We start from the raw sequence: 22,164 nt of genomic DNA on the forward strand, positions 1-22,164 counted from the left end.
CTGCGGAAAGCGTGAGGAACGGGCCGTTCCTTGCTCACAGGTTGACCCGGGTGCCGGCGGCGAAGGCGCCGCTGTGCAGTTCGAGCTGGTCCGGCGCGGCGCCGGCCGGCACCGACCAGACGAGTTGGGCGAGCAGCCGGTGCCCCGGCACGACGGGCGCGGCGAACACGTCGCGGCCGCCGTTGGCCACCCGGGTCGCGATCACGTCCGTCGACAGGGGCGGGCTGCCGGCCACCGCGAGGCGTTGCAGGTGCGGATGCCAGTGCTCGGGCGCCGGGCGGTGGTTGGTCAGGCCGACGACGGCGGTGCAGCGCTGCCCGCCGCCCGCGGGTTCGCAGGCGAACCGGTACGCGGTGAACTCGAACGCGTCGTCCCGCAACGGTGTGCCGAGCGGGCCGGTCGTCGTCGGGCCGAGCCAGCCGTCGGCCGGGGTGCGCGCGGCCGTCCCGGTGGCCGAGGCCAGCCGGGGCAGGGCGAGCGCCACCGCCACCACACCGAGTCCGGTCAGCAGCACCAGCGCCGTCAGCACCGCCACGCCGGCCCGGCCCCGGTCGGTGAGCGCCGCGAACCGGCGTGCCGCGCGCGGGCCCGCGTAGCGGGCGAGCAGAACGGCGGCGACCACCACAAGTCCGGCCGCGAACGGCAGCCACCAGTGCCGCCACCACGGCGCCGGCCCGGTGTCGACCTCGGTCGGTCCGGCGGGTGTCCACGTCGTCGCCGAACAGTCGACCGGCGAGCCGGCCAGGCCGACGTAGGCGCACGCCGCCGTCGACAACGGCAGCGGGCGCTCCGGCGTGAACGTGGCCGTCAGCGTCGTGCTCTCCAACGGACCCAGCCGGACGGGCCAGGCGAGCTCGTGCGGCGACCCCGGGCCGGGCGAACCGCCCGGCCCGGGTGCCGGGCTCGTGGCCGTGACGCGGGCACCCTCGGGCACGCTCTGCCGCACGGTCAGCTCGGTTGGCGCCAGCGTGCGGTTGCGCACCACGACCTGGTATCTCGCGTCCCGGCTGCCGTCACTGGTCACCGCCACGTCCACCTGGCTGGCGTCGGGCTTGGCGGCCACACCGGGCGCGAGCGTCACGGGCGACACACCGAGGAGCGCGAGGGACAAGGCAGTACGAAGCATGGCCGATCTCCCCCCGCTTTCCACGGTAGGAAGATCAGCAGCGCGACCCGGGGCGAACCGTGGATCCGGCGCGCGATCGGCCGGTCCCGGCTACCCTCCGGCGCTGGTCAGAGCGTCTTCACGCAGGAACGCTCGGCACCGATCGCGCGGTAGCCGAGCCACTCGTTGATCGCCAGCATCGGCTTGTTGACCTCGTCGTTGCCCGTGTAGCCCTCGGTGAAGCCGGCGTCGCGCGCGGCCCGGAAGGCGACAGACTTGGCGATCTTGGCGAGCCCGCGCCCGCGGTAGGCGCGCCGGGTGCCCGTGCCGGTCGACATGAAGCGCCCGGACTCGCGATCGGTGTAGAGGTAGGTCATCGTGGCGGGCACGCCGTCGACCGACACGACCAGGCTCAGGTCCTTGTCGACGTTGGGGTCGCTCCAGATGTCCTCGAACCAGTCGTCGTATTCGACCTTGTCCCAGGGAGTGTCCCCCGGCTCGTCGAGCATCGCCTCGGTGTCGACGGCGTAGACCGCCTCGGGACCGATCTCGGTGAGCGTGCTGATCGTCACGCCGGCCGGGATCGGCGGCGCCGGCGGCAGGTCGGCCAGCAGCAGCCGCTGGTAGCGGGCCTCGTGCGTGAGGGTGTAGCCGTGCTTCTGCACGAACCGCAGCGTGTCGGGCTCGTCGACCGCGTAGCCGACCACCCTGCGGCCGCCGACCGCGCGCAGGTGCGCCTCGGCCTCGGCCAGCAGCGCGCTGCCGATGCCCTGGCCGCGCACGTCGGGCCGGACCGTCACGACGCAGCCGGCCGCGCCCTCCTCCGACGTCCAGATGTTGAGGTCGGCCCGGGCGAAACCGGCCAGCCCCTGCTCGTCGTCGACCGCGAACAGCGCGCCCTTGGCGTTGCGGGCCGAGAGCTCCCAGCCGTGCCGGAGCCCGGCGACAGTGTTGACCTGCCAGGGGAAGGCCTGGCGGCGGATCGCGAGGAGCGGGCCCGCGTCGTCGAGGGTGCCCGGCCGGACGGTCGTCGTCATGAGACCTGTCTAACAGTCGGCGCAAACGGATTTACGCCTGGCACTATCGCCGCCATGGACACCACCGTCACCCTCCGGCCCGTCGACGCCGACAACTGGCGCGCCGTCGCCGCCCTGTCGGTCAAACAGTCGCAGCAGGAGTGGGTCGCCCAGCCGGCCTACTACCTCGCGCTCTGCCACTACAGCCCGGTCGGCTGGCGCCCGCTCGCCGTCACCGACGGCGCCGGCACGGTCGTCGGCTTCCTGATGTGGGCGATCGACCCGGCCGACGGCGCCGCCTGGCTCGGCGGGATCCTGATCGACGAGACCCAGCAGGGCCAGGGGTACGGGCGGGCGGCGGTCAGCGCGGCCCTGGCCGAGATCGACGCGCCCAGCTTCGCCCTCTCCTACCGGCCCGACAACACCGTCGCCCGCGCGCTCTATGCCAGCCTGGGCTTTGTCGAGACCGGCGAGCGCGAGGACGACGAGGTCGTCGCCCGCTTGGGGCCTGTCTAGTCGTCGCGGGCGTCGTGGGCCAGTAGCGCGAGCTGGATCCGGTTGGTCAGGTCGAGCTTGGTCAGCGCGCTCGAGATGTGGGCCTTGACCGAGCCGACCGACATGAACATCCGCTCCGCTATGTCGCCATTGGACAGACCCTCGGCGACCGCCGCGGCCACCGCCCGTTCGCGTTCGGAGAGCGACGCCAGCCGCTCCCGTGCCTTGTCCCGGCGGCCCTGGCCCGCCCGGTCGCCGGCGGCCGCGACATGCTCGATCAGCGTCCGGGCGACGCTCGGCGAGAGCACCGGCTCGCCCGCCGCCGCGCGGCGCACCGCGTCGACGATCTGCTCGGGCGGCGTGTGCTTGAGCAGGAAGCCCGCGGCGCCGGCCCGCATCGCCTCGACCACCGTCGCGTCGGCGTCGAAGGTGGTGAGCACGATGACCGCGGGCCGCGTGCCGGCGAGGGCCCGGGTCGCCGCGATCCCGTCGACCACCGGCATCCGCACGTCCATCAGCACCACGTCGGGCCGGGTCCGGTTCACCTGGTCGGCCACCGCCGCGCCGTCGACCGCCTCGCCGACCACCTCGATGTCGGGCGCGCCGCCGAGCATCAGCCGCAGGCCCGCCCGCACCAGGGCGTCGTCGTCGACGAGCAGCACCCGGACCGGCTCCGTCATGCCGGCCACGGTAGCCGGGTGACCAGCCGGAAGCTGCCCCGGTCGGCACCGTGTTCGAGCGTGCCGCCGTCGAGGGCGACCCGCTCCGCGAGACCGGCCAGGCCCACGCCGGCGCCCGGGATGGCGCTGACGGCCGCGCCGGGGGCGAGCGGGTTGCTGACCGTGGCCACCACGCCCTCGCCCGGCGCGCCGGTGACCCGCACCTCCACCTTCGCTCCCGGCGCGTGCTTGCGGGCGTTCGTCAGTCCTTCTTGGACGGTGCGGTAGACGGTGCGCTGCACGGCGGCCCGCAGGGACTCGGTGGGTGCGCAGTCGACGGCGACCGTCACCCGCTGGCCGACGGCCTCCGCGTCGGCGACCAACCGGGTGATGTCGGCGATCTGCGGCTGCGGCGGCCCGGCGTCGCCCGGCGCCGGCTCGTCGTCGCCGGTGCGCAGCACCTCCAGCACGTCACCGAGCTCGACCAGCGCCCGCCGCGCGTTGCCGTGGATGACCTCGATGGCCGCGCCGACGTCGGCCGCGTCCAGCGGGCGGCCCGCGCCGGCCTCGGCCTGCGTGGTGCGGTAGGCCAGCGCCCCGGCGTGCACCGAGATCAGCGAGATCCGGTGGGCGAGGGTGTCGTGCATCTCCCGGGCGATCCGCTCGCGCTCGGCCCGGCGGGCGTCGGCGAGCCGGCGCTCGTGGTCGCGCGCCACCCACTCCGCGTCGCGGCGCAGGCCGACCACCACCTGCCGCCGGGACCGCACCGCCATGCCCCAGACCAACGGCACGACGAACATCAGCAGGACGGTGACCGCCATCACCTGCCAGGGCACGTCGGGCGGCGGGTGGGCGAAGCTGAACCAGAGCGACGGCACCAGGAACGCGTCGGTCACCAGCACGGCGGTGAACCACCCGCGGTGCACCGCCACCGTCAGGACCACGACCAGCGCCGCGCCGACGGCGCTGTCGCCGACCATGTAGGCCACGAACACGAAGCCGGCGACCGCGATGGGGAACCGGCGCCGCCACCACAGCGCGAGGCAGGCCGCGAGGGTCACGAACGGGTCGACGGAGTGGAACCACTGCGGCACGACACCGGCGTAGTAGGGCTGCCCGTCCGACGCGATCACCAACGGGCTGAGCGCCAACAGGAACAGCAGCGCGTCGGCCGCCCAGTCGCGCACGGTGCGGCGTCGACGTGGCTCGTCGACGGAGAGACCCGCCAGCTCGGCGGGCAGCAGCCAGCGCGGCGCGTGGAACGGATCGGGCCGGGGCGGGCTCATGTCGCGAGGGTACGACGCCCGTCGCACGCCGCTCGACCACTAATCCTGGTCGACCGGCCACCCCGGATAGCCGTTGGATAGTGGCGCGGCCCACTCCTGGCCGGCACCCTGTGTCGATGGGGGAACTCGGACTGCATCCACCACGTCACCGGGTCGCGCCACGGGCGGTCGCCTGGTGGACGTTGCGCGGGGTGATCGGCGGCGCCGCACCGATCGCCGCGGGCCTGATCGTCTTCACCTTCGTCGAGTCGTGGCGCGCGTGGCTCGGCCCGCTGCTCGTCGCGCTGGCGGTAATCATCGTGGCGCACGCGGCCGTGGTGCCGACCTGGCGCTACCGGGTGCACCGCTGGGAGGCGACCGACGACGCCGTCTACGCGCTGTCGGGCTGGTTCGTCCGGGAGTGGCGGGTCGCGCCGCTGTCCCGGGTCCAGACCGTCGACGCCACCCGCGGCCCGCTGCAACGGCTGCTCGGGCTGGCGACCGTCACGGTGACCACCGCGTCCGCCAGCGGGCCGGTGCAGCTCGTCGCCCTGCCCGACGCGGAGGCGACGGAGGTCGCGGCCGCGCTCACCGCCACCGTCAACCGCACGGCCGGCGACGCGACATGACCGACTCGGCGGAAGCGACCTGGCTGCGACTCGATCGCAAGGTCATCGCGGTCGACCTGGTGCGGGCGGCGATCTCGCTGGTGCCCACCGCGGTCGCGGCCGGCCTGCTGGGCCTCGCGCCGGGCGACGCGTGGCCGGCGATCGTGGTGGCGGTGCTCGGCGTGACCCGCGCGGCGGCCGACCTGGCCCGTTGGGCCACCACCCGCTACCGGATCACGCCCGACCGGGTCGAGGTGCGCGGCGGCCTGTTCGTCCGCAAGGAGCGCTGGATCGCCCGCGACCGGATCCGCAGCGTCGGCAGCGACGCCCGGCTCACCCACCGGCTGTTCGGGCTGCGGGTCGTGACGGTCGGCGCCGGGCTGACCGGGGTGGCCGGCGCCACCGCCGCCCTGCGCATCGACGCCGTCTCGACCGCCACCGCGCGGCGGCTGCACCAGCTCCTCGACGCGGACAGCACGGCCGACAAGGACAGCGCGGCCGACGCGGACAGCGCGGCCGACGCCGAAGCGCCGCCGCCGGGCGAGGTGCTGGCCCGGTTCCAGCCATCCTGGATCCTCTACAACCTGCTCAGCGTCTGGGGCATCCTGTCCGGCGCCGGCCTGCTCTGGGGCGCCTACTGGCTCGGCCGGCTGTTCGGCTACGACGCCCTCGACCACGCCCGCTCGCTGGCCGACGGTGTGCCGGTGGGTTGGGTCGTGCTGGTCGCGGCGGTCGGCTTCGCCGTCGTCGGCAGCGCCGGCCTCGCGGGCGGTTTCGTCACGTCGCACTGGGACTTCCGGCTGACCAGCCACGCGGGCACCCTGCGGACCACGCAGGGCCTGCTGCGTACGCACTCCGTCGACCGCGAGGAGCACCGGATCCGCGGCTTCCAGATCCGCGAACCGCAGGCCTGGCGCTGGCTGGGCGTCGCCGAGTCCAGCCTGATCACCACGGGCATCAGCCTGTGGAGCCCCACCGCGGGCGCCACGATCCTGCCGCGCGGCCCTGTAAGCGTGGCGCGGGCCGTGGCGACGACGATTCTGCGCAACGACGTGCTGGATCGTCCGTTGCGGCCCGCGCCGCCCGCCGCGCTGCGCCGCCGGCTGGTCAAGGCGTTCCTCTGGGCCTCCGTCGGCACCACCGCCGTGCTGCTGCTCGACGCCCGGTTCACCGACCGGCTCGGGGCCACGTCCGCCGCCTGGCTGTTCCCAGCGCTGCTGGCGGTCACCACGGCCGGTGCCGTCATCGCGTACCGCAGCCTGGGTCATGCTCTGCACGACGGCTACCTGGTCGTCCGGTCGGGCCTGGTCACCCGCACGACCGCGGCCCTGCGCCACCAGGCGGTGATCGGCTGGCGGGTCAAGCAGTCGTTCTTCCAGCGCCGGCTCGGTCTGGCCACGGTGATCGCGACGACGGCGGCCGGCCAGGGCGCCTACACCGCGCTCGACATCGCCGCCGCCGACGTGGCCGCGCTGGTGTCACAGGGCGGCGGCGAGCAGGCCCAGCCCTTCGTCGATGGCGGGCGGGTCGAGGGTCGCGTAGCCGAAGATGAGCCCGGGCGGCCCGGGCGCCAGGCGGTACGGGCCGACGCCGTGCACGCCGACACCGCTGCGCAGCCCGGCGGCGACGACGGTGTCCTCGTCGAGACCCGGCGGGAGCCACGCGACCAGGTGCAGGCCGGCGGCCACGCCGGCGGGCCGGAACTCGGGTAGGTGCGCGGCCAGGGCGGCCAGCAGCGCGTCCCGGCGGCGCCGGTAGACCGGCCGCATCCGGCGCAGGTGCCGGTCGAACTCGCCGTGCGCGAGGAAGTCGGCGAAGGCGAGCTGGTCGAGCGCGGACGAGCCGCGGTCGGCCGCCTGCTTCGCCGCGGCGAGGTCGTCGACCAGGGCCGGCGGGGCCACCAGCCAGCCGAGGCGCAGGCCCGGCGCGAGCGTCTTGCTGGTGGTGCCGGCATAGATGACGCGCTCCGGACCGAGCCCCTGCAGCGCGCCGACGGGAGCGCGGTCGTAGCGGTACTCCGCGTCGTAGTCGTCCTCGACCACGACCGCGTCGTTGGCGTGGGCCCAGCCCAGCACCGCCGCCCGGGCCGCGGCCGGCAGCACGCCACCGGTCGGCCACTGGTGCGACGGGGTCACCACCAGCGCGTCGGCGGAGGCGGCGGCCAGCGCGGTCACGTCGACGCCGTCCGCGCCGACCGGCACCCCGACCACCTCGAGGCCGGCGGCGTGGGCGTGGGCCCGGGCGTCGTCGTCGGGTGACGGGTCCTCGACGGCGATCCGGCGTGCCCCGCGCGCGGCCAGCACCTGGATGACCAGCGCGATGCCCTGCGCGAAGCCGTTGGTGACGACCGTCGTGGCCGGAGTGGCGGCGGCGCCGCGCACCCGGTTGAGATAGTCGGGCAGCGCGAGCAGCAGCTCGGGGACACCCCGGCCGCTGGAGTAGCCGAACCGGTCGTTGGGCGCCACGGTCAGCACCCGCCGCAGCGACCGCAACCAGGCGGCACGGGGGAAATGCGCCACGTCGGCGCGCCCGTACCCGAAGTCGATCCTGACGGGCGGCGACGATTCGACCGGCGGCGCCGACCGGGGCGCGGCCGGGCCGGCGGCCACCCGGGTGTAGCCGCCGGGGCGGCTGCTCAGGTAGCCCTCGGCGACCAGCTGCTGGTAGGCCTCGACGACGATGCCGCGGGACACCCCGAGGTCCGTGGCCAGCGTCCGGGTGGGCGGCAGCGAGGCGCCCAGCGGCAGGCGGCCGGTGCGGATGCCGTCGCGGATGGCCGACTCGATCTGGCGGTGCAGCGCCACCGCGGCCGTCCGGTCCACCGCCACGAGCAGGTCGGCGGCCGTACTCGAATTGGTCCAGCTTTCCGCCATGGAATCGGAGCTTATTGTCTGTACCGATTCTTGGCACGGTAGGTGCCATGACGACGACACCCCTCACCGGCCAGGTTCTCTCCCCCACCGACCTCGGTTACGACGACGCCCGCTCCGTCTGGAACGCGATGGTCGACCGGCGGCCCCGGCTGATCGTGCGCTGCGGCACGGTCGCCGACGTGGTCAACGCGGTCCGCTACGCCCGCGAGCACGACCTCGAGATCGGCGTGCGGTGCGGTGGCCACAGCGTGCTCGGCCTCTCGGTTCCGGCCGACGGCCTGATGATCGACCTCACCCCGCTGGGCGGCGTCACCGTCGACCCCGCGGCGCGCACCGCCCGGGTGCAGGGCGGCGCGCTGCTCGGCGCGCTGGACCGGGCCACCCAGCGCCACGGCCTGGCCACCACGGCCGGCAACGTCTCGCACACCGGCGTCGGCGGCCTCACCCTCGGCGGCGGCATGGGCTGGCTGGCCCGACAGCACGGGCTGACGTGCGACAACGTCCTGTCGTACGAGGTGGTCACCGCCGACGGCGAGGTGGTCACCGCGAGCCGCACGGAACACCCGGAGCTGTTCTGGGGCCTGCGCGGCGGTGGCGGCAACTTCGGCATCGTCACCTCGTTCGAGTTCCGGTTGCACGAGGTCGGCACGCGGGCCCTGCTCGTCAACTACTCGTTCGACCCGGCCGACGCGGTGCCGGTGCTCGAAGGCTGGCGCGACCTCAACGCCACCGCGCCGCGCCAGGCCACCTTCACCGCCGGCGTCGGCTCCAGCGGCCTGGTCGACGTCGGCTTCGTCTGGGTCGGCGACCCCGCGGCGGGCCGCCGGCTGACCGCCGACTTCGCCGCGCTCGGCCGGCCCCGCCAGGAGACCGTCCGCGAACTGTCCTATTTGGAGCTGCAAACGATGGAGGACAGCACCGGCGGCCACCACTTCCGCCGCTACTGGAAGGGGCTCTACCTCGACCGGTTCCCCGCGGAGGCGGCCGAGGCGTTCGCCGCGCGGGGCGGCGGTGACCCGGCGCTGCGGCCGGCGATGTCGCTGCAGGCCTACGGCGGCGCGATCCAGGACGTGCCCGAGAGCGAGGCGGCGTACGCCCAGCGGGGCACGCTGTTCGAGCTCGTCGCCGCGGCCCGGTGGACCGACCCGGCCGAGGACGCCGACCGGATGGCCGCCGCCCGGGCCGCCGCGGGACCGCTGGACGCGTACTCCTGCGGTGTCTATGTCAACGTGCTCAGCGACGAGGGCGCCGCCGGTGTCCGCCGGGCTTTCGGCGCCGAGAAGCTGGCCCGGCTGGCCGCGTTGAAGCGGACCTACGACCCGGCCAACGTCTTCCACCTCAACCAGAACATCGCGCCGGCGAGCTGACCATCATGCCGAGCTACCGGGCAATTCGGGATGACCGAAAGTCCATCGAAGGAGGTAGATTCCGCGAAACTCACAAGGTTCGATGGGGAGGAAGACTTGTCCCGACTTGGACGTATGGTGCTGGCCGCCGTCGCCGGACTGGCGATGGTGGCCGGCGGCGCCGGACCCGTCAGCGCCGCACCCGAACCGGTCCCGAGCGGCCCCGACCAGGTCGTCGGCGGCACACTGGCCACCCAGGGCGAGTTCCCGTGGATGGTGCGGCTGTCGATGGGCTGCGGCGGCGCGATGTACACGCCCAGCCTGGTGCTCACCGCCGCGCACTGCGTCAACGGCACCGGCAACAACACGTCGATCACCGCGACCTGGGGAGTCGTCGACCTCCAGGACCCGGCGCGGACCACCCGCACGTCCAACTACGTCTACCGGGCACCCGGCTACAACGGCGACGGCAAGGACTGGGCGCTGATCCGGCTGTCCAGCCCCATCAACAGCCCGCTGCTGAAGATCGCCACCGACACCTCGCTGCACAACGGCTCCTTCACGGTGGCCGGCTGGGGCGCGACGGTGCAGGGCGGCGGCCAGTCCCGCTACCTGCGCAAGGCGACCGTGCCGTTCATCAGCGACAGCACCTGCGCCGCGCAGGGCGGCTCCTACTCCGGTCTGATCCCCAACGAGGAGATCTGCGCCGGCGTGCTGCCCGGCGGCGGCATCGACACGTGCCAGGGCGACTCTGGTGGCCCGATGTTCAAGCGCGACGCCAGCAACCAGTGGGTCCAGGTCGGCATCACCTCGTGGGGCATTGGGTGCGCCCAGCCCAACGCGCCCGGCGTCTACACCGAGGTGCGCTACTTCGCGGCGGACATCCTCGCGGCGGCGGTCTCCCTGGGCGGTGGCCCGCCCGGCAGCGGCGGCGTGACCGTGGCCAACCCGGGCAACCGGACGTCGACGGTCGGCACCGCGGTCTCGGCGGCGCACAGCGCCTCCGGCGGCACCGCGCCCTACACCTGGTCGGCCACCGGCCTGCCCCCGGGCCTGGCGATCTCGTCGTCCACCGGCACGGTCACCGGCACCCCGACGGCCGCCGGGAGCTACGGCGTCACCGTGACCGCGACCGCCTCGGCCGGCGGCGCGGGCAGCACGTCGTACACCTGGACGGTCAACCCGGTGGGTGGGGGCTGCGGCGCGGTGACCAACGGCGCCGACCTGTCGATCCCGGATCTGTCCACGGTGGAGAGTTCGATCACCGTGTCGGGCTGCGCCGGCAATGCGTCCAGCACGTCCAGCGTCGAGGTGCACATCGTGCACACGTACCGCGGCGACCTGGTCGTGTCGCTCGTCGCTCCCGACGGCACCGCCTACACGTTGCACAACCGCAGCGGCGGCAGCGCCGACAACCTCGACACGACCTATTCGGTCAACCTGTCGAGCGAGGCCCGCAACGGCACGTGGCGGCTGCGGGTGCGGGACGCGGCGTCGGCCGACACCGGCTATCTCAACTCCTGGACGTTGACGCTCTGACGGTTATGATGGCCGGGTGACTGCCGGGTCGGCCCCTCTGACGGGCCTTTCTCAGAACGGTTACCCGGCCATCTCTTGACCGCCCCGCGGGCCCGCGGCCCGCCGGCGGCACCTTCTCTCATCGCCCTGCTGGCGCGTCCTCGAGAGGAGGTGAATTCCTGACATGCCCGCAACCGACGAAGCCTGGGCCGCGTTCGTCGCGCGCTACCAGGTCGGCGCCGTCGTGCACGGCGACGTGGTGAGCGTCGTGCCGTTCGGCGCGTTCGTCCGCATCGGCGAGGTCGACGGCTTCGCGCCCGTGCGCGAGTGGCCGACCCCGCTGGAGGAGGGCGCGGTCGTCCCGGTCCGCATCGCCGCCATCGACGCGGACACCCGGCGATTCGCCGTGCACCCCGCCTGACTGATCGTGCCCGGGGGTGGCGCCGCCCCCGGACACCAACCGGGCCGCCGTTCGTTGACCTCTCCGTGAACAGCCCCACCGCGTCCGCCGACGCACCCATCTACGCCGTCGACCAGAACGGTGACTGGTGTCAGCTCGTCGTCGACGACGGCTCGCGCCGGCGCGTCATCGCCGACGGCCTCACCGAGTCGACCGCACACTGGCTGGTCACCGTCCTCGACCGCCGCCCCTACGCGCCCGGATAGCGGGCCGGTGACCACGGCCGCCGCCCGTTGGTGAACTCGAGCGCCAGGTCGTCGGCCACCTCGAGGATTGGGTCCCGGCCTTCGACGCGCAGGGCCCAGTCCGTCGGCAGCGCGTCCTCGCCGTGCCACGCACCGAGCAGGTTGCCGGCGATCGCGGCCGTCGAGTCGCTGTCGCCGGCGTGGTTGGCCGCGGCGAGCAGGGCCCGCCGCACGTCGCCGGGAAACGCCACCGCGGCGTAGACGGCGATCGCCAGCGCCTCCTCGGCCACCCAGCCGCCGCCGAGCAGTTCGACCCGCTCCGGCGTGACCGCGCGGTCCAGCGTCAGCGCCCGCTCCAGCGCGCCGGTGACCTCGTCGTGCCGCGGCCGCTGGCGCAGCAGGGTCAGCGCGCCTTCGACGGCCTCGACCAGGCCGCGCTCCTCGACCGCCAGCGCGTGGACGATCGCCGCGAACGCGCCGGCCGCGAGGTAGCCGGACGGGTGACCGTGCGTCTGCACCGCGCACTCGACGGCCAGGTCGAACGCCTGCGCCGCGGACCAGCCCGGATGGAGGCCGAACGGCGCCGACCGCATCACGGCGCCGCACCCCTTGGAGTCGGGGTTGGCCGGGTTGTCGGGTGTGCCCATGCGCCCGGTCGACAGGCCGGAGAGGCAGGCGTTGCCGGGCGCGCGACGGGCGTAGAGGAACTCGTGGCCCGCCAGCCACCCGTCGACGTCGGCGGGCGGGCCCGGAAGCCGTTGGGTGTCGAGCCAGCGCAGGTAGGCCCGGTGCACCACCGACGGCGGATGGCAGACGCCCCGGTCCCACCGCACGCTCGCCCGGATCAGCCCCTCGGCCGTGAAGAGGGTCATCTGCGTGTCGTCGGTGATCAACGCAGGGTCACCTACCAGGTCGGTCAGGCCCTCCTGACCGAATCGTTCCCTGATCCGGTGAATCGACAGGAACTCCACCGGATTTCCCAGCGCGTCCCCGATCGCCCCGCCCAACAGACAGCCCCGCACCCGCGCTCGATACGACATCCCGGTGATCCTAGGTACCCAGGTAGTTGCCGCCAGGCATGAATTCGACGCACGGTGGTACGGTCTGCCGGCTGGCCGCGTCCGACCGGCCGGCTCGGGCTCTCGGGGAGGGTATGGATGGGACTGACCGCGGAGGAGAGCGGCCGCCTGGCGACGCTGCTCGACGCCCACGCCGACAAGCTGAACGCGAGCTGGACCGACACGCTCGCCGCGCCGCTGCGCGGCCGGTTGACGCGGGCCGAGCTGCAGAAGCAGGTGCAGGATCTGCACCGGGCGTTCGTGGAGGCGTTGGGCGCCGGAAACGGGTTCGACCTGACCGCCGACGGTTCGGCCGGGCTGCGCGCCACGCTGGTCGACCTGTCCAGGAGCCGGGCCCGGCAGGGCTTCAGCGCCTCCGAGACGGCGGTCACCGTGTTCGGGCTCAAGCGCGCCCTGTTCGACGTGGTCGACGTGCGCAGCGCCGAGCCGCAGGTGCTCGCCGACCTGATCGCCGTCGGCCTGGTCGTCGACGACCTCGGCCTGTTCACCTTCGAGACCTACGCCAAGACCCGCGAGGAGCTGATCGCCGACCAGGCCGAGCAGCTGCTCGAGCTGGCCACGCCGGTGGTCAAGCTCTGGGAGGGCGTGGTCGCGATCCCGCTGGTCGGCACGCTCGACTCGGCCCGCGCCCAGGTCGTCATGGAACGGCTGCTGGAGACGCTGGTCGACACCGGCTCGCCGTACGCCATCATCGACATCACCGGCGTCGGCGCCGTCGACACCCAGGTCGCACAGCACATCCTCAAGACCGTGGTGGCGGCCCGGCTGATGGGCGCGGAGTGCATCATCTCCGGCATCCGCCCGCAGATCGCGCAGACGATCGTCGCGCTCGGCATCGAGTTCGGCGACATCGCCACCAAGGCGACGCTGGCCGACGCGCTGCGACACGCGTTGCGAATGATCGAGCTGGCCCGCCGGGCTCGGAGCAACTGATGGAACGCGTCCCGGTCCTCAAGATCGGCGACCTCCTGCTCGTCTCGATCCAGGTCGACATGCAGGACCAGACCGCCCTCGCGCTCCAGGAGGACCTGGCCGAGCGGATCGTCGCGACCGGATGCCACGGGGTGATCATCGACATCACCGGGCTCGACATCGTCGACTCCTTCGTCGGCCGGATGCTCTCCTCGATCGCCTCGATCTCACGCGTGCTCGACGCCGAGACGGTGGTCGTCGGCATGCGCCCCGCCGTCGCGATCACGCTGGTCGAGCTCGGTCTGTCGCTCGACGGCATCCGCACCGCGCTCAACGTCGAGCGGGGCATGGAGCTGCTGGCGCAGTCCCGGCCCGCCGCGCCCTCCGACGTCGAGTCCTTCGACGACCTCGGCCTCGACCTGGATCTCGACCGCGGCCCCACGGCGACATCGTGACCACCGGCGTCGGCCTCAGCGAGCCACAGGTCGTGACCATCGCGGCCGACGAAGACGTGGTCCGGGTGCGGCAGCTGGTGCGCACGGTCGCGGTCGCGGCCAAACTGTCGCTGGTCGACCAGACCAAGCTGGTCACCGCGGCCAGCGAACTGGCCCGCAACACGTTGGTCTACGGCGGCGGCGGCGACGCCGAGGTGAGCGTGCTCGATGCCGGTCGGCGCAAGGGGGTCCGGATCGTGTTCGCCGACGACGGGCCCGGCATCGTCGACCTCGACCTGGCTCTGACCGACGGCTACACCACCGGCGGCGGGCTCGGCCTCGGGCTCAGCGGCGCCCGCCGGCTGGTCGACGAGTTCGACATCGACACCGCGGCGGGCCGGGGCACCCGGGTGACCGTCACGAAATGGGCGCGGTAGCGGTGAGCCGCGCGAGCGGGCTCGTCGACGGTGGACTGTGGTTCCGGCTCGAGGAGTCCAGCGCCGTCAGCGCCGTCCGCCGGGCCGCCCAGGAGCTGGGTGCCGAGGTCGGCCTCGACGAAGCCCGGGTGGGCACGCTCGCGATCGTCGCCACGGAGCTGGCCAGCAACCTGGTCAAGCACGCCGACGAGGGCCGCCTGCTGGTCCGGCCGGCGCGGACCGGCGACGTCGCCGGGGTCGAGCTGATCGCGGTCGACTCCGGGCCGGGCATGAGCGACCTGACCCGGTCGGCCCGCGACGGGCACTCCACCGCCGGGACGCTCGGCATCGGCCTCGGCGCGATCGCCCGGCAGGCCGGTTTTCTCGACATGAGCTCGGTCGAGGGCCGCGGCACGGTCGCCGTCGCCCAGGTCTGGCCGGGTCCGGCGCCCACGGCCGCCTCCGTCGCGGCGGTGAGTCGCGCGATGAGCGGCGAAGAGGTCTGCGGCGACGGCTACGCGACGCGGGTGGTCGACGGTGGGCTGCAGGTCCTGGTCTGCGACGGCCTGGGGCACGGGCCCCTGGCGGCCGTGGCCACCGCGGCCGCCGTCCAGGCGTTCCGGACGGCGCCCGCCGGGCCGCCGGCCGCGGTCGTCGAGCACCTGCACCGCGGCATCGCGTACACGCGGGGCGCCGCGGTCGCGGTCGCCCAGGTCGACGACGGCCAGATCCGCTACGCCGGGCTCGGCAACATCGCCGGCTTCCTGCTCGACGACACCAGCCGCCGCGGCCTCGTCTCGCTGCCCGGCATCGCCGGACACCAGCGCCGGACGGTACGCGAGTTCAGCTATCCGGCGTCGCCCGGCGCGCTGCTGGTGATGCACTCCGACGGCGTGGTCGACCGCTGGAGCCTCGACGGCTACCCCGGCCTGCGCGGGCGTTCGCCGCAGGTGGTCGCCGCGACGGTGCTGCGGGACGCCGGCACCCGGCGCGACGACGCGTGCGTCCTGGTGGCGCGGGCATGACGGACCGGCTGCTGCACCTGCTGTTGCGCACCGAGGCGGACGTGTTCGTCGTCCGGCAGCGGGCCCGCGAGGTCGCCGCCGCGGTCGGCCTGGAACGGCAGGACCAGGTGCGGCTGGCCACCGCGCTCAGCGAGGTCGGCCGCACGCTGTTCAGCGACCGCGGCGGCCCGCCGGCGACCGGCGCCGAAGTGTGGTTCGGCCTCGGGAGTGAGAAACTTCAGGTCGAGGTCATCGCCATCGGCCCGAGCCGGATGGACCAACTGCCCAGCCTCGGCCGGCTGGTCGACGACCTCACGATCGACGACGGACCGACGACGACGGTGGTGCGGATGAGCCGGCGGATACCGGTCGGGGCGGGCGTCGATCCCGACCGCCTCGAGCGCGTCCGCGCCGAGCTCGCGGCCTCCGCGCCCCGCACCCCGCTCGACGAGATGGCCGAGCAGAATGAGCAGCTGCTCGCCGCGCTCGAGGAGACCCGCGCCCACCGCGACCGACTGGCCCGGCTCAACGCCGAGCTGGAGGAGACCAACCGCGGCGTGATGGCGCTCTACAACCAGCTCTCCGGCGAGCTGGAGGAGACCAACCGCGGCGTGGTCGCGCTCTACGCCGAGCTCGACGAGCGGTCCGCGCAGTTGCGGGCGGCCAGCGAGGCGAAGACCCGGTTCCTGGCCAACGTGAGCCACGAGCTGCGCGCCCCGGTCACCGCCGTGATCGGGCTCGCCCGGCTCCTCGACGACCCCGCCTCGGACCCGCTGACCGAGGACCAGTCCCGCCAGGTCGAGCTTATCCGCGGCTCGGCCAACGACCTGCTGCGCCTGGTCAACGACCTGCTCGACCTGGCCAAGGCCGAGTCCGGCACGATCCAGCCGGACTGGTCCGAGGTCGACCTGCGGGTGCTGTTCAGCCAGCTGCGCGGCACGGTGCGCGCGATGGCCACGGGCGACGTCGACCTCGTGGTGGTCGACCCGCCCGGCGAGGCCACCATCCGCTCCGACGAGGTCCTGCTCGCCCAGGTGCTGCGCAACCTGCTGCACAACGGGCTCAAGTTCACCGCGGCCGGCGAGGTGCGGATGTCCGCCACCCGCGACGGCGACGACTGGCTGATCCAGGTCGTCGACACCGGCGTCGGTATCCCGCCCGAGCTGCACGAGCGGATCTTCGAAGAGTTCTACCAGGTACCCGGTCACTCCCCCACCGGCGCGACCGGCACGGGCCTCGGCCTGCCGTACGCCCGCCGCCTGGTCACCCTGCTCGGTGGCGCGCTGACCGTGGCCAGCGAGCCCGGCGCAGGCAGCACGTTCACCGTCCGGTTGCCGGTGGCGGGTGACGATGGAGCATCCTGAGTCCGCCACGGTGCTGGTCGTCGACGACAGCGACGCCAAGCGCTACCTGCTGGTCCGCTGGCTGACCCGGGCCGGCCTGCGGGTCTACGAGGCCGACAGCGGCACGGCCGCCCTCGAACGCGTCACCGCCGGCGACATCGACCTCGTCGTGCTCGACGTGCGGCTCGGCGACATGAGCGGCTTCGAGGTGGCCGAGCGGATCAAGGCCCACCCGACGCTGGCCGCGACGCCGGTCATCCACGTCTCGGCGCACGCGGTCGACGTCGCCGACCGGGCCCAGGGCCTGACCCGGGGCGCCGACGCCTACCTGGCCGAGCCGATCGAGCCCGACGAGCTGGTCGCGACCGCGCACGCGGTGCTGCGCTACTACCGGGCCCGGCGGCACGCGGAAACCCTGGCACTCGGCCTGACCCGGCTCGCCGAGACGACGGTGGCGGTCAACTCCGCGCGCACGCTCACCGAACTGCTGACCGCGGCCGCAGCCGGGGCCGCCGCCATCTTCGGCAGCGGAGCGGTGGTGGCCGCCGACACGATCACGGCGGGCAGCTCGGCCGGCGACCGGCTGGTGGCCGCGGTGACCGACGCGGCGAGCCCGGCGGTCGTCCGCGAGTGGCCCGCCGCGGCGGCGGTCGTGCCGGTCGGCGCGCTGATCCGCACCGACGGCGCGGTGCAGTGGCCCCAACTGGAGTGGCCGACGGACGAGGTGGCGGTCGGCACCGCCCGACTGCGCGAGGACCGGCCGCCGGTGCACGTGGCCGTGCCCACGACCGCGCTACGCGAACAGGCCGACGTGCTGCGGCTGCTGGTCCAGGCGGTCGCGTCGGCGGTCGAGGCGCAGCGGACCTACGACGAGGAACACCGGATCGCGCTGACCCTGCAGCGCAGCCTGCTGCCCCAGCGGATCCCGGAGTTGGCCGGCTACGACCTGGCGGTGCGCTACGTGCCGGCGAGCGCCCAGACCGAGGTCGGCGGCGACTTCTACGAGCTGACGATGCTCGACGGGCACATGCTGGCCGCGATCGGCGACGTCACCGGCCACTCCCTCTACGCCGCCACGGTCATGGCCGAGCTGCGGCACGCCGTTCGGGCGTACGCCGTGGAAGGTCATCCGCCCGGAGCGGTGCTGGCCTTGACCAACCAACTGCTGCGCCGGCTGCTCCCCGGCGAGCTGGCCACCATCTGCCTGCTCATCCTCGACCCGGTCACGGGCCAGGTGCGCTTCGCCAACGCCGGCCACCCGCCACCGGTCCTGGTCGTCGACGGCCGGGCGAGCTTCGTCGAACACCGCGCGCCGCTGCTCGGCATCGACGCGCCGCGGCCGGGCGACTTGGACCTGGTGCTCCCACCCGGCGGCACGCTGGTCCTCTACACCGACGGCCTGGTCGAACGCCGCACCAGCGACATCGACCACGGCCTGGCCCAACTGGCCGCGGCCGCGGCCAGCCCGGACCCCGACCTGGAGCGCTACGCCGACCACCTGCTGGCCCTGGCCACTCCCCCGGTCGGCGACGACATCGCCGTGGTCGCCCTCCGCCGCAGCTGAAGGAACGGTCCGTTCCTAACGCTTTTCGCATAGGAACGGTCCGTTGTTAACGCCTGGCGTTAATAACGGACCGTTCCTTTCGCGCGTCAGCGCAGGCCGTTGCGGATCGCGACCTCGATCAGCAGGTTCGGGTTGTCGGTGATGATGCCGTCGACGCCGAGGTCGATCACGCGCTGCATGATGGCCGGGTCGTCCACGGTGTACGGCACCACCTTGAGGTGGTCGCGGCGCTGCAGCACCTCGACGTCCGGGCCGTGGTAGTAGGTCGGGTCCTGGCGCAGGTACCAGTCCGCGTTGACGACCGTGGGCTGGTTCGGGTCGTGCACCTGCCAGTTGGCCGAGACCGTCCCGGCGCCGGCCGCGCGGACCAGCTTGCCCAGGTCGCGGTACTTCCACCAGTCCAGGCCGCCGGTCCACGGGCTCTTGACCGACCTGTCGCCGTAGACCGCCTGCAGCGAGCACTCGTCGGCGAGCGTGGCGCACTCGGCCGGGCCGTACTGCCAGACCAGGGCGACCGTCTCGATCTTCCTGTTCAGCTCGCGAGCCCGGGTGATCGTGCGCCAGTCGAACGACTGGATCGTGACCCGGTCCTCGAAGCGCGCCTTCTCGATCGCCTTGACCAGCTTGGCCGCGAACGGGCCGAACGCCTCGGTGTCGTTCGCGGTCGGGCTGATCTTGGTCTCGATGTTCATCCGGACGTCGGGGCGGTCACTTCCCTTGACCAGGTTGAACACCTCGTCGAGGGTCGGGATCCGGGCGCCCGGCGCCGGCACCTGGTCGGGGAGCTCCGGCAGCGTCTTCGTGCCGCAGTCGATGGTCTTGATCTGCGCCAGCGTCAGGTCGTGCACGAGCTTCCCGACGTACGGGAACATCGGGTCCTTCGGCCGCACCGGCGCCGTGTCGACGCAGTGCGAGCCGTTGATCGCCCGGTCGTGCAACACGACCAGCTTGCCGTCCTTGGTCACGCCCGTGTCGAGCTCCAGCGTGGAGATGGCCTTGTTGGACAGCGCCCGGGCGAATGCCGGCAGCGTGTTCTCCGGCAGGTCGGCCCGGCCGCCGCGGTGGGCCTGCACGTCGAACGGCGACGCGTACGCCTTGGGCAGCTTGAACCGCAGCTGGCCGAGCAGGGTGCGCAGCCGGTCAGGGTAGTCCGTGATCATGCCGTCGACGCCGTCGTCGATGAGCTTGGTCATCGTCGGCACGTCGTCGACCGTCCACGGCACGACCTTCATGCCGTTGCGGTGCGCGTGGTCGACCATCGCCTTCGTCACGTACGGCACGTAGTTGGCGTCGTTCACCGTGCCGTTCTGCGGCGTGCCGTGCACCGGCGAGAAGGTCTTCACGCCGAAGCTCTTGATCGCCTTGATCGGGTCGCCACCGAAGTCGTCGATGTCGATCCCGCCCAGCCACGGCGACGCACCCGGCTTACCGGTCTGCAGGAAGTCGATGTTGGTCAGCGCGACGATCGGCAGGCGCGGCTCGACCTGGCGCATGCGCATCAACGCGCCCCAGTCGAAGCTCTGGATGGTGACCTGCTCGAGCAGGCCGGCGTTGCGCACCTCACGGGCGGTCACCTGCACGAACTGCTCGCGCGGCGCGGTCTCGGTCGGCGCGCCGGCCTCGACCTTGGTCTCCACGTTGAGCGTGACGTCGCGGGCCTGGTAGCGGTTGACCAGCGCGAACACCTCGCTCAGCAGCGGCATTTTCGCGCCGGGCACGGCGACCTGGCCCGGCTTGTCGGCCAGGGTGAGGCTGCCGCAGTCGAGCGTGCGCACCTGCGCCAGCGACAGCGTGTTGATGTACTTCCCGATGTACGGGAACTCCGGGTCGCCGGGGACGGCGGGCGCCGTGTCCTTGCACTTCGAGCCGGTGGTGCGGCGGTCGTGGGTGACGACGGCCTGCCCGTCCTCGGTGATCTGGACGTCGAGCTCCAACGTGGAGACGCCGAGCCGCAGCGCGTTGCCGAACGACGCGAGGGTGTTCTCCACCCGCAGCCCGAGGCCGCCGCGGTGGGCCTGCAGGTCGAACGTCTTGGCGGGCTTGGCGGCGGCGGGCGTGACGCCGGCGGTCAGGCCGGCCACTCCGCTGAGGGCCACGGCGGCGGCGAGTGCCGTCGCGGCACGTCGTTGCCAGCGGGACATGGTGAGTTCCTCCTGGGATCGGTGGTCGAGCCGATCCTGTAGACCCGTTACGGCCCGGGCGCGTGCACGAGGTGAACAGCGGGCTACCAGGTGAGGATTTCCCTACCATCTATACGCCTGTATACTTCAATGACCGGGCCGGTCCGACGCGAGATGGTGAGTGCACCATACGAAGCCGAAAGGGACCGCCATGCAGCACAGCCACATTTCCCGCCGTTCCGTTCTCGCCGGCGCCGCCGGGCTGGCCGCGGGCGCGGCCGGGCTCGGCGTCGGCCGGGCCAGCGCGACGCCCCGCGTCGCGACCGCTGCCGACCGGTTCACCGCCATCACCCACGTCACCGTCATCGACGCGACCGGCGCACCGGCCCAGCGCGACATGACCGTGCTGCTGCGCGGCGACCGGATCCTCGCCGTCGAGCCGAGCCGGCGCGTCGGCGTGCCACCCGGCGCTCAGGTCGTCGACGGGCGCGGCAAGTTCCTCATCCCCGGTCTGGCCAACATGCACAACCACACGTTCGACGGCGAGCTGATCGAGCCGCCGCTGAACATCGCCAACGGCATCACCACGGTCCGCGAGATGAGCGCCAACGCCGACGTCACCCAATGGCGGCGCGAGATCGCGGCCGGCACCCGGCTCGGTCCGCGCTACACCATCGGCAGCCCGATCGTCGACGGCTCGCCGTCGCTGTGGGAGGGGCTCGGTGCGCCGTACATCGCCGTCGCCACGCCGGCCGAGGGTCGGGCCACCGTCCGCGCGCAGAAGGACGCCGGTGCCGACTTCGTGAAGGTCTACACGCGACTGTCGCGGGCGAGCTTCTTCGCGATCGCCGACGAGGCGCGGCGGCAGCGCATCCCGTTCCTCGGCCACGTCTCCGACTTCGTGCAGCTGACGGAGGCCAGCGACGCCGGCCTGGCCAGCGTCGAACACCTCTTCCAGGTCTTCTACGACCTCTCCAGCCGCGAGGACGAGCTGCGCCGGGCCATCACCTCCGTGCCGATCGCCGGCGGGGAATACAACGGCTGGCTAAACAAGATGCACCCCTACGAGTACGCCGCCGCCCGCAGCGTCGACCGGCACAAGGCGGCCGGCGTCTTCGCCCGGCTCGCCCGCAACCGCACGCGGGTCACCCCGACGCTCGTGCTGCACACGTTCACCGACCTGCCGGGCGACACCCCGTTGACCGACCCGCGGTACGCCTATGTCCCGGCCGCCACCCAGGGGTTCTGGCAGTTCGCCCTGGAGCTGATCTACCTCAACGGGCGTACGCCGGAGCAGGACGCCCGCGGCCGCGAGATCTACGAGCGTCGGCTGCGCCTGGTGTACGACCTCGACCGCGCCGGCGTGCCGCTGCTGGCGGGCACCGACAACGGCACCGCCTACCTGGTGCCCGGCTTCAGCCTGCACGACGAGCTGGCCAGGCTCGCGCAGGCCGGCCTGACAAACATGCGCGTGCTGCAGACCGCGACGCTCGAACCCGCCCGTTACCTCGGCGCCCGCGACCGCGGCACGATCGAGCGGGGCAACGTCGCCGATCTCGTGCTGCTCGACGCCGACCCGCTGCGCGACATCCGCAACACCACCCGGATCAACTCGGTCGTCGTCCGCGGCGAGGTGATCGACCCGGCCGCCCGCCAGCGGATGCTCGACGACGTCCGGCAGGCCGCCGCCGCGCAGCCTCCGGCGCCCGCTCCGGTGGCCGCACGCTGCCCCTGTTGACCATTTCCGGCATGGGGTCATCCG

General features: G+C 73.3%; 20 protein-coding genes and 1 pseudogene. 14 read left to right on the forward strand and 7 right to left on the reverse strand.

What is annotated here, in order from left to right:
* Positions 1-34: 34 nt before the first annotated feature.
* Positions 35-1,126, reverse strand: a complete 1,092-nt coding sequence (locus O7635_RS02330; protein ID WP_278078731.1) for a hypothetical protein — start codon at positions 1,124-1,126, stop codon at positions 35-37.
* Between the two features lie 107 nt (positions 1,127-1,233).
* A complete protein-coding gene (locus tag O7635_RS02335; protein WP_278078732.1) occupies positions 1,234-2,142 on the reverse strand; it encodes a GNAT family N-acetyltransferase in 909 nt (302 codons plus the stop codon).
* Positions 2,143-2,196: 54 nt separating this feature from the next.
* Between O7635_RS02335 and O7635_RS02340 the strand changes: the two genes are divergently transcribed.
* Complete coding sequence (locus O7635_RS02340) at positions 2,197-2,637, forward strand: GNAT family N-acetyltransferase (RefSeq protein WP_278078733.1); 441 nt, start codon at positions 2,197-2,199, stop codon at positions 2,635-2,637.
* On the opposite strand, the gene O7635_RS02345 is transcribed toward O7635_RS02340, so the two are convergent.
* Positions 2,634-3,296 carry a response regulator transcription factor gene (locus tag O7635_RS02345; RefSeq protein ID WP_278078734.1) on the reverse strand — a complete coding sequence of 221 codons (663 nt, stop codon included), beginning with the start codon at positions 3,294-3,296 and terminating at the stop codon, positions 2,634-2,636. The two genes, O7635_RS02340 and O7635_RS02345, sit on opposite strands and share 4 nt — an antisense overlap.
* Positions 3,293-4,561 (reverse strand): sensor histidine kinase, encoded by a 1,269-nt coding sequence (locus O7635_RS02350; RefSeq protein ID WP_278078735.1) that lies wholly within the window; start codon positions 4,559-4,561, stop codon positions 3,293-3,295. Before O7635_RS02350 ends, O7635_RS02345 begins: the two co-directional genes overlap by 4 nt.
* A gap of 116 nt (positions 4,562-4,677) precedes the next feature.
* On the opposite strand from O7635_RS02350, the gene O7635_RS02355 reads away from it, so the two are divergent.
* Complete coding sequence (locus tag O7635_RS02355; protein WP_278078736.1) at positions 4,678-5,169, forward strand: PH domain-containing protein; 492 nt, start codon at positions 4,678-4,680, stop codon at positions 5,167-5,169.
* A pseudogene (locus O7635_RS02360) lies at positions 5,166-6,596 on the forward strand (PH domain-containing protein); the annotation flags it as partial. The gene O7635_RS02355 and the pseudogene O7635_RS02360, both read left to right, overlap by 4 nt.
* 30 nt (positions 6,597-6,626) lie before the next feature.
* On the opposite strand, the gene O7635_RS02365 reads toward O7635_RS02360, so the two are convergent.
* Positions 6,627-8,021: a PLP-dependent aminotransferase family protein gene (locus O7635_RS02365; protein ID WP_278078737.1), complete on the reverse strand. Its 1,395-nt coding sequence runs from the start codon at positions 8,019-8,021 to the stop codon at positions 6,627-6,629.
* A gap of 47 nt (positions 8,022-8,068) precedes the next feature.
* On the opposite strand from O7635_RS02365, the gene O7635_RS02370 reads away from it, so the two are divergent.
* The 4 genes from O7635_RS02370 (at position 8,069) to O7635_RS02385 (ending at position 11,551) form a co-directional block, all read left to right on the forward strand.
* Positions 8,069-9,388, forward strand: coding sequence for an FAD-binding oxidoreductase (locus O7635_RS02370; protein WP_278078738.1), 1,320 nt, complete (start codon positions 8,069-8,071; stop codon positions 9,386-9,388).
* A gap of 96 nt (positions 9,389-9,484) precedes the next feature.
* On the forward strand, positions 9,485-10,906 hold the full coding sequence (locus tag O7635_RS02375) for a trypsin-like serine protease (RefSeq protein WP_278078739.1): 1,422 nt from the start codon (positions 9,485-9,487) through the stop codon (positions 10,904-10,906).
* Between the two features lie 163 nt (positions 10,907-11,069).
* Positions 11,070-11,306 carry a S1 RNA-binding domain-containing protein gene (locus O7635_RS02380; RefSeq protein ID WP_278078740.1) on the forward strand — a complete coding sequence of 79 codons (237 nt, stop codon included), beginning with the start codon at positions 11,070-11,072 and terminating at the stop codon, positions 11,304-11,306.
* Between the two features lie 65 nt (positions 11,307-11,371).
* Positions 11,372-11,551 carry a hypothetical protein gene (locus O7635_RS02385; RefSeq protein WP_278078741.1) on the forward strand — a complete coding sequence of 60 codons (180 nt, stop codon included), beginning with the start codon at positions 11,372-11,374 and terminating at the stop codon, positions 11,549-11,551.
* On the opposite strand, the gene O7635_RS02390 is transcribed toward O7635_RS02385, so the two are convergent.
* Positions 11,536-12,570 (reverse strand): ADP-ribosylglycohydrolase family protein, encoded by a 1,035-nt coding sequence (locus O7635_RS02390; RefSeq protein WP_278078742.1) that lies wholly within the window; start codon positions 12,568-12,570, stop codon positions 11,536-11,538. The genes O7635_RS02385 and O7635_RS02390 overlap by 16 nt on opposite strands.
* Before the next feature lie 117 nt (positions 12,571-12,687).
* On the opposite strand from O7635_RS02390, the gene O7635_RS02395 reads away from it, so the two are divergent.
* Genes O7635_RS02395 through O7635_RS02420 form a run of 6 tightly spaced genes read left to right on the forward strand, consistent with a single transcriptional unit; the run spans position 12,688 to position 18,282 of the window.
* On the forward strand, positions 12,688-13,542 hold the full coding sequence (locus O7635_RS02395) for an STAS domain-containing protein (RefSeq protein WP_278078743.1): 855 nt from the start codon (positions 12,688-12,690) through the stop codon (positions 13,540-13,542).
* Complete coding sequence (locus O7635_RS02400) at positions 13,542-13,976, forward strand: STAS domain-containing protein (RefSeq protein ID WP_278078744.1); 435 nt, start codon at positions 13,542-13,544, stop codon at positions 13,974-13,976. Before O7635_RS02395 ends, O7635_RS02400 begins: the two co-directional genes overlap by 1 nt.
* Entirely contained in the window at positions 13,973-14,392 is a 420-nt protein-coding gene (locus tag O7635_RS02405) for an ATP-binding protein (protein WP_278078745.1), read from the forward strand. The genes O7635_RS02400 and O7635_RS02405 overlap by 4 nt, the downstream gene beginning before the upstream one ends.
* On the forward strand, positions 14,380-15,396 hold the full coding sequence (locus O7635_RS02410; protein WP_278078746.1) for an ATP-binding SpoIIE family protein phosphatase: 1,017 nt from the start codon (positions 14,380-14,382) through the stop codon (positions 15,394-15,396). Before O7635_RS02405 ends, O7635_RS02410 begins: the two co-directional genes overlap by 13 nt.
* Positions 15,393-16,739: a sensor histidine kinase gene (locus O7635_RS02415; protein ID WP_278078747.1), complete on the forward strand. Its 1,347-nt coding sequence runs from the start codon at positions 15,393-15,395 to the stop codon at positions 16,737-16,739. The genes O7635_RS02410 and O7635_RS02415 overlap by 4 nt, the downstream gene beginning before the upstream one ends.
* Positions 16,726-18,282, forward strand: a complete 1,557-nt coding sequence (locus O7635_RS02420; protein WP_278078748.1) for a SpoIIE family protein phosphatase — start codon at positions 16,726-16,728, stop codon at positions 18,280-18,282. Before O7635_RS02415 ends, O7635_RS02420 begins: the two co-directional genes overlap by 14 nt.
* An 86-nt stretch (positions 18,283-18,368) precedes the next feature.
* Here the strand turns inward: O7635_RS02420 and O7635_RS02425 are convergent, their stop codons facing one another.
* Positions 18,369-20,423 (reverse strand): glycerophosphodiester phosphodiesterase family protein, encoded by a 2,055-nt coding sequence (locus tag O7635_RS02425; RefSeq protein WP_278078749.1) that lies wholly within the window; start codon positions 20,421-20,423, stop codon positions 18,369-18,371.
* Positions 20,424-20,613: 190 nt separating this feature from the next.
* On the opposite strand from O7635_RS02425, the gene O7635_RS02430 reads away from it, so the two are divergent.
* Complete coding sequence (locus O7635_RS02430) at positions 20,614-22,140, forward strand: amidohydrolase family protein (RefSeq protein ID WP_278078750.1); 1,527 nt, start codon at positions 20,614-20,616, stop codon at positions 22,138-22,140.
* The last annotated feature ends 24 nt before the right edge of the window (positions 22,141-22,164 follow it).

This window comes from Asanoa sp. WMMD1127 (assembly GCF_029626225.1).
In the GTDB taxonomy this organism is placed as follows: domain Bacteria; phylum Actinomycetota; class Actinomycetes; order Mycobacteriales; family Micromonosporaceae; genus Asanoa.